The sequence below is a fragment of the Williamsia sterculiae genome (assembly GCF_900156495.1).
In the GTDB taxonomy this organism is placed as follows: Bacteria; Actinomycetota; Actinomycetes; order Mycobacteriales; family Mycobacteriaceae; genus Williamsia_B; species Williamsia_B sterculiae.
In genome coordinates this window covers 1-16,512 of sequence record NZ_FTNT01000011.1, presented here as the reverse complement: position 1 = coordinate 16,512, position 16,512 = coordinate 1, and the positions used below count along the sequence as shown (strand labels likewise).

At 63.2% G+C, this 16,512-nt stretch carries 16 protein-coding genes and 1 pseudogene; 8 read left to right on the top strand and 9 right to left on the bottom strand.

Annotation, left to right across the window (positions count from 1 at the left end; all coding sequences use genetic code 11):
* Positions 1-397 precede the first annotated feature (397 nt).
* The 4 genes and pseudogenes from BW971_RS22175 to BW971_RS21720 form a co-directional block, all read right to left on the bottom strand.
* Positions 398-541 (bottom strand): annotated as a pseudogene (locus tag BW971_RS22175) (TetR/AcrR family transcriptional regulator); the annotation flags it as partial.
* Positions 542-1,622: 1,081 nt separating this feature from the next.
* Positions 1,623-2,456, bottom strand: a complete 834-nt coding sequence (locus tag BW971_RS16505) for a hypothetical protein (RefSeq protein WP_143690425.1) — start codon at positions 2,454-2,456, stop codon at positions 1,623-1,625.
* Positions 2,457-2,704: 248 nt separating this feature from the next.
* A complete protein-coding gene (locus tag BW971_RS16495) occupies positions 2,705-3,508 on the bottom strand; it encodes a site-specific integrase (RefSeq protein WP_143690424.1) in 804 nt (267 codons plus the stop codon).
* Between the two features lie 948 nt (positions 3,509-4,456).
* Positions 4,457-5,344 carry a hypothetical protein gene (locus BW971_RS21720; RefSeq protein WP_200799463.1) on the bottom strand — a complete coding sequence of 296 codons (888 nt, stop codon included), beginning with the start codon at positions 5,342-5,344 and terminating at the stop codon, positions 4,457-4,459.
* A gap of 142 nt (positions 5,345-5,486) precedes the next feature.
* Between BW971_RS21720 and BW971_RS16480 the strand changes: the two genes are divergently transcribed.
* Positions 5,487-6,242, top strand: coding sequence for a hypothetical protein (locus BW971_RS16480; RefSeq protein ID WP_076481793.1), 756 nt, complete (start codon positions 5,487-5,489; stop codon positions 6,240-6,242).
* Entirely contained in the window at positions 6,239-6,952 is a 714-nt protein-coding gene (locus tag BW971_RS16475) for a hypothetical protein (RefSeq protein ID WP_076481791.1), read from the top strand. Before BW971_RS16480 ends, BW971_RS16475 begins: the two co-directional genes overlap by 4 nt.
* Positions 6,953-7,213: 261 nt before the next feature.
* Here BW971_RS16475 and BW971_RS21290 read toward each other — a convergent pair whose 3' ends face one another.
* On the bottom strand, positions 7,214-7,687 hold the full coding sequence (locus BW971_RS21290) for a hypothetical protein (RefSeq protein ID WP_143690423.1): 474 nt from the start codon (positions 7,685-7,687) through the stop codon (positions 7,214-7,216).
* 414 nt (positions 7,688-8,101) lie between these two features.
* Positions 8,102-8,650: a cupin domain-containing protein gene (locus BW971_RS16470; RefSeq protein WP_076481789.1), complete on the bottom strand. Its 549-nt coding sequence runs from the start codon at positions 8,648-8,650 to the stop codon at positions 8,102-8,104.
* 97 nt (positions 8,651-8,747) lie between these two features.
* Between BW971_RS16470 and BW971_RS16465 the strand changes: the two genes are divergently transcribed.
* Positions 8,748-9,305 carry a TetR/AcrR family transcriptional regulator gene (locus tag BW971_RS16465; RefSeq protein WP_076481787.1) on the top strand — a complete coding sequence of 186 codons (558 nt, stop codon included), beginning with the start codon at positions 8,748-8,750 and terminating at the stop codon, positions 9,303-9,305.
* Between the two features lie 102 nt (positions 9,306-9,407).
* Here the strand turns inward: BW971_RS16465 and BW971_RS16460 are convergent, their stop codons facing one another.
* The gene (locus tag BW971_RS16460; RefSeq protein WP_076481785.1) at positions 9,408-10,151 is read right to left on the bottom strand and encodes a sulfite exporter TauE/SafE family protein; all 744 of its coding nucleotides are present in this window, start codon (positions 10,149-10,151) and stop codon (positions 9,408-9,410) included.
* A gap of 140 nt (positions 10,152-10,291) precedes the next feature.
* Between BW971_RS16460 and BW971_RS16455 the strand changes: the two genes are divergently transcribed.
* Positions 10,292-11,224: a LysR family transcriptional regulator gene (locus BW971_RS16455; protein WP_076481783.1), complete on the top strand. Its 933-nt coding sequence runs from the start codon at positions 10,292-10,294 to the stop codon at positions 11,222-11,224.
* 203 nt (positions 11,225-11,427) lie between these two features.
* Here BW971_RS16455 and BW971_RS16450 read toward each other — a convergent pair whose 3' ends face one another.
* On the bottom strand, positions 11,428-11,556 hold the full coding sequence (locus BW971_RS16450; protein WP_200799462.1) for a VOC family protein: 129 nt from the start codon (positions 11,554-11,556) through the stop codon (positions 11,428-11,430).
* 410 nt (positions 11,557-11,966) lie between these two features.
* Here BW971_RS16450 and BW971_RS16445 point away from each other — a divergent pair, with 410 nt between their 5' ends.
* Together BW971_RS16445 and BW971_RS16440 are read left to right on the top strand one after the other, a co-directional pair.
* Positions 11,967-12,806 (top strand): helix-turn-helix domain-containing protein, encoded by an 840-nt coding sequence (locus BW971_RS16445; protein ID WP_076481781.1) that lies wholly within the window; start codon positions 11,967-11,969, stop codon positions 12,804-12,806.
* A gap of 216 nt (positions 12,807-13,022) precedes the next feature.
* Positions 13,023-13,607 (top strand): dihydrofolate reductase family protein, encoded by a 585-nt coding sequence (locus BW971_RS16440; protein WP_076481779.1) that lies wholly within the window; start codon positions 13,023-13,025, stop codon positions 13,605-13,607.
* Positions 13,608-13,808: 201 nt separating this feature from the next.
* On the opposite strand, the gene BW971_RS16435 is transcribed toward BW971_RS16440, so the two are convergent.
* Entirely contained in the window at positions 13,809-14,450 is a 642-nt protein-coding gene (locus BW971_RS16435) for a class I SAM-dependent methyltransferase (RefSeq protein ID WP_076481777.1), read from the bottom strand.
* Positions 14,451-14,932: 482 nt separating this feature from the next.
* Here BW971_RS16435 and BW971_RS16430 point away from each other — a divergent pair, with 482 nt between their 5' ends.
* Together BW971_RS16430 and BW971_RS16425 are read left to right on the top strand one after the other, a co-directional pair.
* Complete coding sequence (locus tag BW971_RS16430) at positions 14,933-15,604, top strand: alpha/beta hydrolase (RefSeq protein WP_076481774.1); 672 nt, start codon at positions 14,933-14,935, stop codon at positions 15,602-15,604.
* Positions 15,605-15,889: 285 nt separating this feature from the next.
* Positions 15,890-16,512: MlaD family protein (locus BW971_RS16425; RefSeq protein ID WP_143690168.1), on the top strand; the 623-nt coding region annotated here is incomplete at its 3' end.

The following is a 16,512-nucleotide window of genomic DNA, read 5'->3' as shown; positions in this document are numbered from 1 at the left end:
TTCGTCGCGGCAGAACCGTTAGAGATGGCGTGTCCGGATATATCTGTTTCCTTGGCGCTTGTAGTACCTCGGCCGTTAAGTTATGGAACTCCTCTTCGCAATATTCGGAAGAAACGTAAGTATCGCCAAGGACCTGGGTGTCGAGACGGCTGATTGGCCCGCCTCGACCTTCCTCGCTCATCTCAAACTCCACCCTAAAAACCCCACCGGTTGTGCGAAATTGGAATCGGGCGTTACGAGTGATTGCCTCGACGAGTCGCGGCCGCATGACTGCAAACGCTGCATCAAAGCGGGCACGGGCTTCCATATCTCGTCTTTCCTCTTGCTGCAGATATTTCTCTCGGTCTCGACGATCCCCGTCTCCAATGAACCCCACTGCCCTTGTTACTCCCCTTGTCGCCACCTCTCGGCTTGTGCGGTCGATCAGCACATCGTGCAGATGCATCTGCGAGGCCGGCGGTTCTGAAACCGCTCGTCGTACGTAATTGACCACGGGTGCGTTCGCCGCCAGCATCTCCCGAACCGATTCGTCTCGTGCCGCGGCACAGATTTTCGCCCGCCGGGCCACACCGATCTGCGCGGTTCGCGAAGCTCCGCGTAATCGCCACCCAACGCGAGTTTTGATCACTCGTCATGGCATAGATCGCACATCAAGGGTGAGGTGGTTGCTGGATGCGGGAGCGAATCCCACGGCGGCAAGGACAGGAATCGCTAGAGTCGTCGTGACCTCGAGCGCCCCCGCGTCGGCGGCAGCGTGAACTGCTTTGAATGCGATTCTTTCGACAATGTGTGGAGGAGTCCCCGGACGCGTATCTAGGATGTCGAGTGACGCCACACCGTCGGAACCTGTCCAAGACGTGACGGCCTTGCCGACGTACCGCATCGACTCTGCGTCAGAGTGCCGGGCCGCAATCTCCCACCCGATTAGCTGGTCAGGGTTATATGTACTCACACGTCTATTATGTGGGGATTGCCCGTGTGTGATATGAACCAAGCCATCTGCGTCCGGCGATATGTCTTGGTGGTAGAAGCTGTAGGTGTACCCGTGTTCCGGGTCAAGCGCTGTCTTTGCAGGCTCTTCGATGTAGATCACGCCGTCGACCCGTCGACGAGTGCCCCGCACTAGTAACCCCGTGCTCAACTCCTCTTGCCACATAAGCGTCATGTAGAGGGCCCACTCAGCAGGAGTATCCGCAGGTGAACGTAATTCGTCAGCGGTTTGAGGAAGTCGGCGGGTGATGGCGAAGGAATTGGGATTGCTTCTCCATTTGAACACCAGTTGCAGCGTCTCAGCGTTCACTCGGACCGATGTTGGCCGTAAGTCTTTGTGGATTCCATTGCCGGTCATGATTTTCTGCATTAACGCACTGAAGCATGCTTGCGCTATTTGAGTAAGTGAGGCGCGGTCCCCAACTATCTCAGGTTGGTCATCTGACATACCTACGCTAGGTGTAATCACGACCGATTAGCGCTTTTCATACGGCTTCTAATCCGCATACCGCCGGTGGCCAAACACTGCATATAACTTCTCATACACCCAACTCGTCAAGGTTGTTGGCAAACCGGCATATTCGGCCTGACCGTCGTCGTCTCCCGCTCGTGGCTGACCGTCGCGAACCTACTCAGGTAACTGCACTGTCTGTGAAGCGTGCCAGGAGTCGTTCGGTGCGCTCTAGTAGCTTGGCGGCTTGTCTGTCGATGTCGAGGTATGCGATGTCTGCGTCGTTGACGACCGACAGTGCGGCGCGGCGGGCATGGATGCCTGCGTCGTGATTGTCAGGAAGATCGATTACGTGGTCGTGGTGCAGCTCAGTCAGCCCGTCTGACTGCGGTGTCCGCGCCTGGGCGCGGCCCCACTCGTCGCGGTCGCTCGCCACTCTGCGCCCGGTGAGAACGATCGCCGCCACGTCTCTGATCGCGCTCGCGCTCAGTCCCGACTCCGACCGTGCGCGTAGGGCCCGCGGGTTGCCCCAGCGGTCAAAGGCAGGAAACAGTGCGGCGTCGGGTGCGGCCACCGGCGGCGCGATGAGTCGGACTGCGGTGTGGTCGGTGACACATGGTGCTTGGGTCAATGGTCCGGCGAGTCGAGTGGGTCCCGCGCTGGCGACGAGGAGGTTGCGTACCGCCATCGACCGCTGCCATATTGGCAGCACCCCCCATGGGTTGTCAGGGTCAACGGGGATCTCTGCCTGCACATCGCCGGCGATGATGATCGTCATCTCGGGGGTGAAGGCGAGGTCACCGCACGCGAGTTCGGCAACCGATGCGGACGGTATTCCGACGATGCACAGGAGGTACAGGAGCAGTGCATCACGTCGACCGAAGAGGCCTTCCGTCCATCCGGTGGCCGGCAGTGTCGCCAGCATTGTCAGCGCGCGGTTTGTTTGCCGATCGCGCTGAGATAGCAGGCGCCGCAACGCGGTCGTCGTACCGGGCGCCGGGTGGTGCTGCAGCACATGAGCCTTGTTGATTGCGCTACTCGGCTGCGCAGCGTGCGAGGACTGACCTCGTGGTTGTCATCCATCAGGTAGTGGGCCACGGTCAGGGGTTCGGCGGGCAGCGCCGTGTGGCCGAACGCGGCACACCAGTCGGCGAATGCGCGCCACTCATAGGTGTACCGCGCCGGGACAGCGTCACTGGCCACTGTCAGAGACCTATCGTGACGGCGGCGTTGCTGGTGTAGATGTCGGTCTCGCGTACGTATTCACGCCAGGCGTAGGACTTTTGCCCGGTCTGGCGGGTGATGTTTTTCGGGGCTTGCTCCGTGGCGGAGTGCTTCGGTGACGAACCCGGCCCGCAGGCTGTGCGCACCGAAGCTGGTGGTGTCGCAGTGCAGGCTGGCCGCCACCGGGTGTAGTCGCCGGCGGACCACCCTGTGCACCAGCTGTCCCTGGGGTGCGGTGCCGCCCAGGTCGCAGCCACGCAAAATCGACCGGAACAAGTCACCCTCGGGGGGGCGTCCCGCCGGCGCATGGCCGCACATGTGCGTGGTCAAAGTGTTGTTCTTGGCCAGTAGTCGTATCAGTCCGGGTCGGCCCTGGTTGTCGAAGGCCTTGAGGCATTCGCGCCACCGCAGATAGGCGCACGGCGCACACGAGTCGATGTTGCTCGCTGTCGGGAGCGCCTTGAACGTACCCTTGCCCTCGCGGTCGGTCTTGGACCGTCCGATCCGCACGGTCCACCCGCTCGGGCCGAGGGTCACGTCGTTCACACACAGGCCGATGATCTCTGAGCGGCGTAATGCGGCGACCCAACCGACGATGAGCAGTGCACTGTCGCGACGCTCGTGCAACCGTTGACGCCAGGTGGTGGCGTCCGTACGGGCGGCGGCGACCATGGTTCGCAGGTGCTCGAGCAGCAGCGGTAATTCCTGGCGGGGTGTACTGGTGTCGCGGATGCGAATAGTGCGCATCATCTGAGCAATGCGGGGGTGTTGCCACAGCGGTGGCTCGAGGATGCCGTCAGGTCCGGGTGCGGCCAGGACGGCGAGTTGCTTGTGGAAATGCACGATCGCCGACCGCGCGATGTTGATGCGCGCGGCCGAGTACTCCGCCTGACCCCGGTGCCACCGTCGGTGTCGACGACACGGTGTTCCAGATCGAGCAGGAAGCTACATACGACGTCGGCGGTACTGGGCAGCGCCGGGTACCCACGCTGTCCACAGAAGTCGGTGAACTGCGACCACTCCCGGTCGTAGTTGCGCCGCGTCGACGGGGCGATGCTGTCCTGCAGCGCCGCGGTGATCACGTCCTGCGCGTGCCCGGACAGCTCGAACGCACTCCCCTGCCGACCGGCCAAGTCGGCACCCGGCCGCCCGTGGTTCGGGGCCAGTTCGTGGCCTGCGTTTGGCATGTTTGCGTCCCCCTCACCGGTTGCGCCCCGGGCTGTACCGGCCGTGACCTGCAACTTTACCACCCGCAGCGTGACGCTTCCGGTATTTACGCTGGTGGAAAGTGGTACTTGTGGCGCTTACGGAAATAGGCGCGATGTTGTCCACATGTAACGCCAGTGAGCACGCCGCAATGCGGCGATCTCAGAGAACGTCCCCTGTTTCCCCCCGGTCCGACACTCTCACCTATTCCTGGACACAGATCCGACACTCTCAGCTTTGTTTGGACGCCCAGGTCGGCGATTGTCCAGACTGAAATGAGAGTGAGCAGGTCAGAGCACTCTTCCACTCTCACCTCTTCTTGGATCGGACATAAAGCGGGCTGATCTGCACGTTCGGCGACAAGGTCGCCGGATGTCTTTTGACTGATGCGTGGCCGGAGCTGCAGAAACGTCGGTAGCTGATCGGATCATGCACCACACGAATACGGGTGTTGGTGGACTGCACTGGTGATGAGGAACTCTGGTCTTGTATCGAGTTGCTTTCTCTGCGCCACACCCGTTCGCCAGACCGTCACTGTGACAAAGGGTTTGATGTGGGCCTCAGATCGCCGACGCCAAGGGGCATCTAGAACGAGATGAGGAAGAACATGATGGGCAGTGCGGTCGTCAGCGACGACACCGCTTGTCGCCAGTACTTGCGGGTGAGAGCAGATGTGATGGCGACGATGATGATGGGTGTGATGGCGATAGCTGTCCATAGCAGCCATGTGGACAGTGGTAGCGACGGTCGCTCTTCTGTGAAACGGGGAATGTTGAAGGTCTCAGGGAGGACCCACCACAACAGACCGCAGAGGACGCCAACAGGGACACCTGCCAGTACACCCCACCACAGACTGGGCATGGGCTCTGGCTGCATCTGTGCGTCCGAGTCGCTCAGTGGTGGAATCTGGTGGGGTGTGCCGGGGCTCATTTCGTTACCGAAGTCCTGTCGCAGATTATGCGTGTCCCACCCCGGTGTCGGGGCAGTGCTAGATGGATCGGATGCGGTGTTGTCGAACAGTTGTGGCCCGGATGGGGTGCGGTAAATCGATGGTTCGTCAGGGGTCTGCTCATCACCGCGAGACGTGGCGTCACCCCGCAGGAGATGGTTGGTGATCGCTGACCCGGCGACGGCGATGGAGATCATGACCGCGAATGGCATGGCGGTGAGGAAAAGCCCGAAGTCGGGCATGCACAGGTCGATGTCACCGCACACGTCTCGACCACTGTATTGGTGAACTTGAAGAATGGACAACGTCAGCGCCAGTGCCCACATGACCGCGAACGGAATACTCACCGCGACCCCACGGCCACGACACCGCAGGACAACGGTGCTGAGCAACAAGAGATACGCCGCGACCGAGGCCATAGTGTGGAAATCGGCAACGAGGCGAGTCTCCGCGGTAATCGTGCGGGGCCGCGACACCACGTAATAGATCGCTAACCCCCAGGGAGCACCGAGGGTCGCGGCCACATGCACGACCTGCCACAGTCGACGTGGCGTCGTCATCCCCCACCGCCGGTTGTCCATGGAAGCATCCTGTCACCACAACGCGTATTCACCAGGCCACTCAACCTGATCCGGCAGAGCCCATTCACCGATCGGCGGTGCACGAGTGCGCACCTTCTATATCGTGGCGGTGATGGATGTGACCACCCCCGCGCCACGGCCGCTGACTGTTCAGGTGGCCTCATGGGAGTACGCGTGCTGCCGCACCCCACCCGCCGTGGGCGCACCCGTCTCAGGGCTCTTATTCGCTTATCCAGCCGCCACGCACTCCATCGCACATCATGTCACCGCCTGGGACCGCGGTCGCGAACTCGTCGTTGTCGACGGCGTTGCCGCACGATGGGACCCGTCTCACGGCGATCCGTTCTCCCAACCAATCGCTGTACGTCTGTCCTGGCACGACGACGGCGCACCCGGCGTCGCCGTGACAGCCACCGCCATCGAGACGGTTTCCGACCCGCTCACCACGGCAGATGCCTGTCACTCGGGCGACATCGACGTCACCATGACCGACCTGACACTGGTCGAGCCAACCGCGAAACAGGTAGCTGCATTCCGCGTCCAACAGCAGATCCGGCGGCGTACCGTGTACGTCATCGCTGCCGCAACGTTTTTCGGTTCCACAACATTACACTGCGGCGATCGCATCACCATCGACATCGCCGACCCGGCAGTCGCGGTGAGAAATGGTCCACCCGGTGAGCATGGACTCGTCACCGGCACCATCACAGACGTGAAAGTAGCCATCCCCCGTGGCGTGTTCACCGCTTTGACTTCGGTGGAGCCCGGCACCCCGGCCGCGACCATTGGACACCACTTGCACGTCACTTTCGTCACCGACGACCCATCGCGGCAGCCGTGACGGGTCCCGATTCCGCTGACGCCTATCAGCTCGCAACCATCGACGACATCCCCGGTGAAGTCCTCGCAGCACCCGGAAACCTGTTACGTGACTTCTTTCCCCCCGACCGGGACTACGCCGTCGTCGCCCACCTCAGTGAAGTCCTGCACACAATGCCCGCCACGGGGTGGCGCCTCATCCAACATCGCGACAACAACGACCTGCGCCGCGACACGATCGCCGCGCCGTCCCATCTCACCCCCGGTGCCTGGATCGTTCTCTACTCCACTCGCGGCGGTGACGGCCGATGGATCATCAGTACCGGTGGCGAGGGCTGGACCTTCCCCGCCGTGCCCACACGCAGCCATCGGCGTCGCGACCTGCGACTACAACTCGGTGAAACCACATCGCAAGTTGGAACGGCTCCGTTGATCTATCCCACTCTGACCAACACAGGCACCACCGCCTGGCACAACGTCGCCGACGACACCCCCACCGTTCTCGTCTGGATCCTCGACACCAACGGAGCCCCGATCGCAGAACGCGGTTTCATGACCTGGGGCTCGGTAGGCACCCTGCCCGATCTCGAACCCGGCGAATCAACGGTCCTCTACGCCGCCGACCTCAAGACCCCCAACGCCGAAAGCCTTCCCCCAGGCACTTACACCCTCACCGGAATGCTCCACAGCCTCGGCCTCCGCACAGAACCCGGCTCACTCCACATCACCTAGAGACGCACCCTGAATGGGGGCGTGCCCACCGCTAGGCAGCTACATAACGAACACTCCGATCCACGAAGACACGTCACGATCCCAGTAACTCGAGACAAAGTGATGCGAGTGCTCACCAGGTTGAGTTGCTGCTCAACGGATTACAGTTTATCCGAATACGTCACGGGCGTGGTTGGCGCGTACCGGCCCTGGTGCGGGTTGCTCACCACCACACACCCTGATTGGTGTGGTTGCCGTGTCGGTGTGCATTGAGCGGTGTCGTCAGGCCAGCGAGCCTTCGAGTGGCGTCACGCCCAAGTCTCCGATGGGTGCGAACGAAATGCTGGTTCCATTAACCATCCACGTTGCAGTGCCGTACACGGCATGTGGCATGAGAAGTATCGTGCCGCCGGGGGTTGGCCACGCGATATCTGAGGTGTCAGCGAGACCGTGTTGGACCAGCCGCGCAGTCCATACCGTTGCACTTGCGGCGCTTTTTTGTAGCCGCCCCAGTCGTGTTGTGTCGATACGTACGACCCCGCCGGAGTCGCGCACCTCGACCGATACGTTGCCATCGGCAATGGACAGCGTCCACTGCGCAGTCGTGGCGTTCCAGGCGTCGGCATCAGCGCCTGTCTGCATAAGCGGCAGATCCCGGCTCACCGCCGCGATCGCTGCTGCCCACACGGCGGGTGGGCTCTCGGGTCCACTAACTGTGTTCGCGCCGGGGTGGAATACCCACGTGTCTTCCGGCATGAACGCATCGTTCTTGAACGGCTGGGGCGGCAATCGTCCGGTGCCGCACCCCGGCCGGCGCCTGGTTACCCCCCGCGCAGCTGCCCGGAATTCTGACTCGACCGGGACAGACTGAGATGACGGCGATCCACTCCAGGGCTGTCCCCGCTGATTCATCACTTCAGAATGCACCCATCTGGTGTTCGACGTGCTACCGCCGGATCACCGGCGCACTCCGCTGCTCCGTCGGCCGGCTTGGGTAGATCGCCGAATCATTCGGCGTTGTCGGTGGCCACTAGAACTCCAGTCGTTCGTCGTCAGCGACGACAAGGCCAGCCCGCCCCAACCGCGTGCGACCAGCTCAGCCTCGACGTGGCTATCACGCAACCGCCAACCCTGCCTTAGTATTTGGAAACCGTCGTCAGCAGACGACTCTCACTCTTTCTCGAATCGGACACCGGACGCCATTCGCGCCGAGGCCGCCGCGAGCGCTGAGGCCGGCATCGTTTCGCCGGGACTCAGCGGCGGACCTAGTATCTCCTGACCGCCTGCCACTGCCGCGCGCTGCAGGCCCTCCGGGCTCGGAGTCCAGCCGTTTGGGGCAGGTCCGTCGGCCAGATTCCATCCCGCTGTGCGGAAGAACTCCTCCATCCCTGCCGGCGTGCACACGGTCACCAACTCGGCGTCCCGCACCACCGCGAACGTGTGGGCCGTCCCACGAGGAAGGAAAACAGTGTCGCCTGGATGCGCTCGGAAAGACTCCTCACCGGCCCATACCGCGAGTTCTCCGGACAACAGCACGATTGTCTCGTCCTCCGCTGGATGTAGGTGTACAGGGGCAGAGGTACCCGCGCGCAGCACTGACCGGAAGACGCTCAGCCGCCCTCCGGTCTCCCTGCCGGAGAGAACGACGTCGTGTTCGCTGTCACCGATCCACGCGATACGGTTCTGCTGGCTGGGGCGGACGAGCATCGGCGTTTCCATGTCGTTGTCCTTCGCATCGGTCCAGAGCTAAACGGGGTGGGCCCCCATTTAGGCTTGCACGATCCGATCGTGACTGCAAGGGTTCCGGTGTGCGGAGGTGAGGATCATCGAGGACGGTGCGAGTGAGGTGAATGGACGGCCCTTGCGCGCCGATGCGCGACGGAGTCGCGACCTGATCATCGGTGCGGCGCAGCGCGCATTCCGCATCGACGGCCCGAATGCGTCGCTGGAACGGATTGCGAGCGACGCCGGCGTCGGCTCGGCCACGTTGCACCGACACTTTCCGGGGCGTGAGAGCTTGCTGGCGGCCGTGTTTGCCGCGACCGTCGACCGATTTGTCGCGGACGCCGCAGCGACAGAGCACTCGCCCAACGGTTACTGGGGTTGGCTCGAGAGAATCGTGCGCGATTGTGCGGCGGACGACGCGCTCGGTGCCGCAATACGGGCCGGAGGCGGTGGTGCGCAGTTGTGGGCGCCTCTCATCGAAGCAGCGCGACCGCTTCACGCGGCGGCACCGGAGTCTGCGGCCGAGTTCAGGGTGGAGGAACTCCTGGCCCTGGTCGATGCGATTGCCTCGACGTTCGCGGGGCATCCGGATCGGGCGGGTCACATGCTTGCGGTGGTCCGTCGTGGCTTGGGAGGTAGTGGTGAATAGGTCCCAGCAAACGGATCTTCACCACCGTAGGTCACCATCCTGACACGATCCTTCTACCCCCGTACGAGTCACCTGACATCGCACCTCGGACCACCATCGGGACTACCCGCCGCTCAACGCCAGCTCGGCGGTCAGCGCCGCGCCGAGGGCGACGCCGCACCAGCGGATCGCGCCGGCGGGGATCCGACGTGTGACGGGAGGCCCCAGGGTGGAACCGAGGAACAATCCCACGGCCAGCGGTATCACGATGTGCCACAGCACCGGTCCGGTGGACACGATGATCACGGCCGAGGCGATGGCCGCGGCACCGGCGAGCAGATTCTTCAACGCATTGGCCTGCGGCATCCGTTCGTCGACGAACGCCAGCAGCAGGGTGAGAAGCATGATGCCCGAGCCGGCACCGAAGTAGCCACCATAGACGGACACCACCCCGACGCCGAGCCAAGCCACCATGGGGGAACGTAACGAATGGCGTCGGACCAGCGTGGTCAACCACGGTTGGACCAGCAGCGCGAGACTCGCGAATGCGACGAGCCACGGGGCCACCCGTCCGAAAACCGCAGCCGACGTGTGGTGCAGGAGCAGCGCACCACCGCCGGCACTGATCATCACAGCGGGCAGACCCGCGGACAGCGGCAGCCGCGCCCTACGTAATTCCTGCCGCGAGGCCAGAGCGGAGCCGGGACCGCAGGCGGCGCAGGCGACCAGATTTGCAACGCTTGCCGAGATGGCGGGCAGGCCGATCGCCAGAAGCGTCCAGTAGGAGACCAGTGACGTCATCCCACCCGCGGAGCCGAGAACTCCCGCGACGACACCCGCCCCGACCAGTAGCACCACGTCGGTCACCGAACCGCACCGTCGTCGTGAGCCGTCTGCGTGCGGATGCCGAGCAAGTCGGCTGCGTCGTCATGCATGTACTCAGAGCTACCGGCGTCGTTGGTTAAACGCTAGTGACCTACACTTGGGTTCTGGTTTAGTCTGACTTCATGCCACCTGATGCGCATCGACTGTTGGTGCTTCGCGCGCTGTGGCGCACCGGGAGCATGCAAGACGCGGCCGCCGCACTACATCTGACTCCGTCGGCGGTGTCGCAACATCTCTCGCGACTGGAGGCCGAGACAGGACTCGCTCTGGTGGATCGCACCCGGCGCGGCGGGGGCCGGGCGGTGGGGCTCACTGCCGCGGGCCATGTGCTGGCCGAGCGTGCGGAGGCCGTCTCCGTGGCGTTGGCCGAGGCCGGCCGCGAGGTGCAACAACTTCGCGACGGCTCGGCGGCCACGGTCCGGATCGGCGGTTTCGCCACCGCGCTGGGGCGGCTCGCAGTTCCGGCGATCGCGCAGACCGCGGTCAGCGACTCCGGCCTGGACATCCGGATCGTCGAGACCGAGACCGAGGAGGGTCTGCGACTGCTCCGCGCAGATGCCCTCGATCTTCTGATAGCCGATCGCGTCCTGTCTCGCGGGCAGCGCGCGGGACTGGCTTCGCATGACCTCATCCGCGACCGGTATCGCGTCGTTGTGCCACGCGCGTGGTCGACACGCACTCTCGCACAGTTGATGGCCGGGGTGTGGGTGGCCGCGGCTCCGGGGCAACGGGCGAGGGAACTACTCGACGGGATGCTGACCGACCACGGTGTCGCCGAGCCGCGACTCGACCACATCTGCACCGAGTCGCGCACCATGTTGGCGCTGGTGGCTACCGGCCTGGGCGCCGCGCTCGTTCCCGATCTCACCTTGGCCTACCAGACCACGGCGGGTATCACCGTGCTCGACGTGGACCAGAGCCCCGGATCGCGCACCCTCACCGCGGTGACGCGGCGGCCACCCACCTATGCCGTGGACCAATTCCGGAAAATGCTGCAGCGCACAGCATCCACTGCCCACACCACCACCGCCGGCGTCACCACCGTCCGTCATTGAGGCACCTCGGTAAACAGATCTACCCACAACCGGGCTCACATTTGTCAATCCCGGAACCGGTCAACAGATTCAGCGTCCTCTGCGGACTGTGTCAGCGTGATTCGCGGATCATAGGGCAATGACCGGATAGCCATCTGACCCCCACGACTGGTTCTGGATCAAACATCGGTTCCGAGAAGAGGTGATACCGCGGGTGGAGCCGATCAGGAGCGTTCTCGGACACCTCGCCCCACACAGAACTCGTTACCCTCCGGATCTGCCATCACAACCCATCCGAGACCGGAAGGTTCCCGGCGGTCGTCAACGATCCGGGCACCAAACTTGAGTGGCATTAGGGTCGCCCCAGTGGCTCGGTAGTTCCCTCCAGAACGTCGAAACCATCCTCCAGTCGTGGCAGTCAACACCGATCGCGTCGACCGCTATGCCCATACCCCCAGTATCTACCGGAGACACGCCCGACACTCTCAGAAGCTCCCGGACGATCGGGTCGGCGAACCGGCGTCATCGTCGGGTGGGACCGAGCCGTGTCGATGAGTTTTGGTGGAACGGCAGGTCTGCCCACTGATAGCCGACAGTTGTCGACGAGGAGCGAAGCGTGAGCAACATGGTGAATTCGTGAGTGTGTGGTCGACCAGTGGCGCCACCGCGAGAACGAACGTGTTCCGCCGGACACGCCGGGGTCACGTCATCACAGGCGTCGCGGCACCTGTCGGTGCAGTCGACCACACCGGGAGTTGAAGTCATGAGATATGTCAGCCGTGCACCTGCTCCCCCGCTGGACCGGTTCATCGATGACATCTACTGCATGACAGGTGTGCCACGACATCGCCGACTGAACGTGCCGCCGATGCCCTCGGCGCACCTCATGATCAACTTGGGTGAGCCGGTCGGCCTGTATGACTCCGACGCCGCAGCGCCGCCCGCAATGCTCACCGACGGCTGGTTCATGGGAATGTGGAGCCGACGTTTCACCATTGAGCACCACGCACCAGTGCGCGTGGTCGGTGTGCATTTCAAGCCATGGGGTCTGGCGCCGTTTGTCGGCATGCCGATGGTCGAGCTGCAGGACCGGTCGGTACAGGCCGACGCCATCTGGGCAGGATCTGTGGATCGTCTGCGCGACCGGCTCGATGGCGCACCGACTGCCGGCAGTCTGCTGCAGGTAATGGAGACCGAACTGCGGTCCCGGCTCGTGCCGCAGCTGTCGTCGGGCTTTCAACTCGTCGACCACGTGGCCGGGCAGCTTGAGGACTCGTGGGGTTCGGTACGCGTCAGCACACTCACCGAGGCCGCCGGCGTCAGCGGGAATCAGCTGACGGTTCAATTCAGGACCCATATCGGCTTGACGCCAAAGCGAGTGGCGCGGGTCTACCGGTTTGCGCGAGTGATTCTCGACGTCGACACGCGTTACTCCGTCGACTGGTCACAGGTGGCTCATTCCGCCGGGTACTTCGATCAGGCCCACTTCGGTAAGGAGTTCAAGAACTTCACCGGCCACACCCCGACTGCCTACCTCGCACTGCGTCGCCGTTGTCCTGCGCAGATCGGGTTTCCGCCGGACAACGGTCCAATGCCCGGCTAGTGAATTTTTACAAGCCCTGAATGTTCTGTCTCGGGCAACCTATTCAGGAACGTGTCGGCACGCCCGGGGACGCGCAGATCCGGGCTCCGGTCGACCCGCCGCACGTGACTTGAGGGGTTGTGAGAGGGACGGAATTGCCACGCGACTCAGACGTCGTGATGTGGACGCACTCCTGACTCCTCGCAGTCTCAACCAGCACAACAGGAAGGCCGAGCAATGGGAACTGTGGTCATGCACAATGTAGCTTCCGTCGACGGATTCATCGCCGACCCCGACGACCAGGTGGGTCCGCTTCACGAGTGGTATTTCAGCGGCGACACCGCCATCGGTCCCGCCGAGGACTCGGATTTCAGGGTGCCGGCAGCGTCGGCCCGTTACGTTGGGTCGACCTGGGCCTCTCTCGGAGTCATCGTCATGGGACGACGATTGTTCGACTTGACCAACGGTTGGGAGGGCCACCCGCCCGCAGGGGAGCACGTTGTCGTGGTCTCACACCGCCCAAAACCGGATGGGTGGCATCCGGAGGCATCGTATTATTTCGTCGACGACCTCAACTCCGCGATGGACACGGCGCAGAGACTCGCAGGCGACCGAGTAGTCGCAGTGAATGCCGGAGTCGTCGGGGGACAAATCCTCGCCGCGGGTCTTATCGATGAGGTCGCGATGGACATCGTCCCCGTCGTGTTCGGTTCTGGTCGACGGTTTTTTGGCGACGTCGACAGCCAGCACCTGCTCGAAGATCCACACGTGGTGATCCGTAGCGAGCGAGTGCTGCACCTGCGATACAAAGTTCGTCGATGATTGACAAGACCCTGCAGATCCCAGCGCGACTGGTCCGCCGGCATCGGAGGACCTTGGGTCTCGCCGATGCCAGAGATCGCGGGGCAGGTCTCGGCACCGGGCCGGTCGACCCTGCGCGGATAGGCGCGATCGCTGTCCTCACTGTCTCAGTGAGCTCAGGCTCGGCCTGGCGCCGGCCGTAACTTCTCACGCCTGAGCCCTTTACGTCGCTTTCGGAGTGCCGATCAACAGGTGGGGTGCCCCCATCTTGTCGCTGGCTCGGCGGTGCTGCACGGCCAACCCGGCACCTCGCAGTGCGTCGATCACCTCTGGTATTGGACGAAGGCGGAAGCCGTGACGTGTGAACGGCAGTGTGGCCATCGTGTCGGGATCGCCGACACCCACGACGATGTGCGCAGCGGGTGCCGCCACTCTGCTCAACTCGCGGCAGGCCTGTGTCAGATCGGAGACGGAGTAGAGGGTGTTGACGGTCACGACACCGTCGAGGGCGCCATCAGCGAACGGAAGTCGGGTGATGGATCCGTTGTGTAGCACCAGCCGCCCGGACGCAATGTCACGGGGATACCGGCGGGAAGCGCGTGCGACCATTGTCCCGGAGACTTCCACCCCGTGGACGCATCCCGCCCGCCCCACGTTGTCCAGCAGCAACTTCAGGCCGCCCCCACCGCCAAATCCGATGTCGGCCAGCATCGCGTCTCTGCCGGCGTGCAACTCGGCCACCGCGGCGCCCACCAGGCTCCGGTTGCCGCGATTGAGGGCGAGCGCGACGACCTGGCCACCCACACCACGAGGATGGCCGAGTTGCTTGGCGATACCGGCCATGAGAGCGTCCCGGGCGGCCATGCGTTCATAATACCGCTTGTGGCGCACCGTTTGTGACGGTCTTGAGCGACAACGTGGATCGCAGCTGACTTTAGGCGGGCGACCCTGGGGAATGGCCACGCCGCGTGAAATACTCTCGTCAGGTCGATCGGCGCTATCAGAGCCATCGAATCCTGCGGTGACAACGCCGAGCGCTGTTGCACCGTGATGGGTACGGTCCTGTCGGATGAAGTGATCAAGAGGCGGACCCGCCGGTTGTATGCTGACACATTCCCAGCCTCCAGCGGTTGAGCGCGTCGCGCACCCAGTCCAGCATGCGATCGGCCCCTTCGCCGACGTCGCTGTTGCCCTGCCCGCACCACCGGCCTGACCAACACCCCACAACCGGGTGGCAGGCCGACCCGTCCGTCAGGGGATGCGCACGAGATCGACAGCGGCCCGCCACGGGCGTTGGTGATCGGCACCCGTTGACATCACCGTCTCACTCGGATTGGGTTTCGACGGTGGATGTCCAGGGCAGTCATCATGCAGTCTCGGGAGACTTCGTCACCGAGACATTCGACTACGACGGTGGACGGCAGGTCACGGTGTATGTCCCGCCGGACCCACCAGAGGCGATCGTGTTCAGCGGTGACGGTCAGTTGATCTCGCGTTGGGGCGGCGTCCTCGAAGACGCTGATGTCCCTTCGACCATGATCGTTGGCATCCACCGGTCCGCGGATGAGACGCTCCGGCTCCACGAGTACTCGCCACCCTTCGATCCAGACCGGTTCGCGGGACACGAGAAGTTCTTCGTCGATGACGTGCGCCGCTGGACGGCGTCACGATTTGGCGTGGTGCCGACGGTGGAACGAACCGCGGTGTTCGGCGTTTCGGCAAGCGGAGAGTTGGCGCTCGCCCTCGGGCTCAGGCATCCCGATGTCTACGGTGCGGTCTTCTGTGCCTCACCAGGCGCGGGTTACCGACCGCCTTCGACAATGCCGCAGTCGGTTCCGCGCACCTACCTCGTCGCGGGCACTCTGGAGCCGTTCTTCCACGAGAACGCCGTGCGCTGGGCGGACGCGCTCCGTGTCGCCGGGGTGCAGGTCGTCATGACCGAGCGCATCGGGTCGCACGGTGACGCGTTCTGGCGGAGTGAACTCCCGCTGATGGTCGGGTGGGCATTCGGACGTTGACGGTCAACACAAATTCGGCTGCGATAGATGGGCGGTGGCCCCTTCGGTGACAGTTGATCTTTAGGCGACTGTCCAGCCGCGACACGTACTCGACCTCATACAGGGGAACGTACCGCTTCGTGCGACCCACGAGGTGGCTTAACCCAGATCGTGTGAGGCTCCCCAGCGAAGGCATCAACGAGGTGCAAGACCGATACCGACACCACCTTGACACCCCCCCGACGGCGACTGAAACTAAGTTGGACGGCGTGTCACACTATTGCTACGACGACGGGTTGAGATGAAGTGATACCCAGGGTTGCGAAGTGGCAGTTGGTGATCTTTGCGATCGTCGGTATTGCTGCGTTGGTGTATACGGCGATCACGTATGCCCGGGTGGATCGGTTGCTGGGTGTGGGTACGTACACGGTGAAGGCGATTTTCCCTGACTCGGGTGGCATTTTCCAGAACGCCGAGGTGACGTATCAGGGTGTGCCTGTGGGTCAGGTGGGGACGTTGCGGTTGCAGCAGGATGGTGTGGCGGTCGATCTGCTGATCAATTCGAGTGGTCCGAAGATCCCGGCCTCGGCGGTGGCGGTGGTGGCGGATCGGTCGGCGGTGGGTGAGCAGTTCGTGGATCTGCGGCCGGCCAACACCGCGGGTCCGTACCTCAAGCAGAATTCGGTGATCACGAATACGCAGATTCCGACTCCGTTGCAGGATGTGCTGAAGAGCGCGGTTGATCTGACTGATTCGGTGCCGGTGAATGATTTGTCCACGGTGGTGACCGAGTTGGGCAAGGCGTTGAACGGTCAGGGGGAGAATCTTCGGAAGTTGTTGGATTCGTTGAGTGATTTGTCGAAGGCCGGGTTGGACAGTTTGCCGCAGACGGTGTCGTTGATCCAGAACAGTGATGTGGTGTTGGGGAC

What these genes read in the sequence shown, in the direction of transcription:
- BW971_RS21290 (WP_143690423.1), bottom strand. Translation starts at nt 7,687, where the DNA reads ATGCCGGAAGACACGTGGGTATTCCACCCCGGCGCGAACACAGTTAGT.
- BW971_RS16470 (WP_076481789.1), bottom strand. Translation starts at nt 8,650, where the DNA reads ATGGAAACGCCGATGCTCGTCCGCCCCAGCCAGCAGAACCGTATCGCG.
- BW971_RS16455 (WP_076481783.1), top strand. Translation starts at nt 10,292, where the DNA reads ATGCCACCTGATGCGCATCGACTGTTGGTGCTTCGCGCGCTGTGGCGC.
- BW971_RS16450 (WP_200799462.1), bottom strand. Translation starts at nt 11,556, where the DNA reads ATGCCACTCAAGTTTGGTGCCCGGATCGTTGACGACCGCCGGGAACCT.
- BW971_RS16445 (WP_076481781.1), top strand. Translation starts at nt 11,967, where the DNA reads ATGAGATATGTCAGCCGTGCACCTGCTCCCCCGCTGGACCGGTTCATC.
- BW971_RS16440 (WP_076481779.1), top strand. Translation starts at nt 13,023, where the DNA reads ATGGGAACTGTGGTCATGCACAATGTAGCTTCCGTCGACGGATTCATC.
- BW971_RS16435 (WP_076481777.1), bottom strand. Translation starts at nt 14,450, where the DNA reads ATGGCCGCCCGGGACGCTCTCATGGCCGGTATCGCCAAGCAACTCGGC.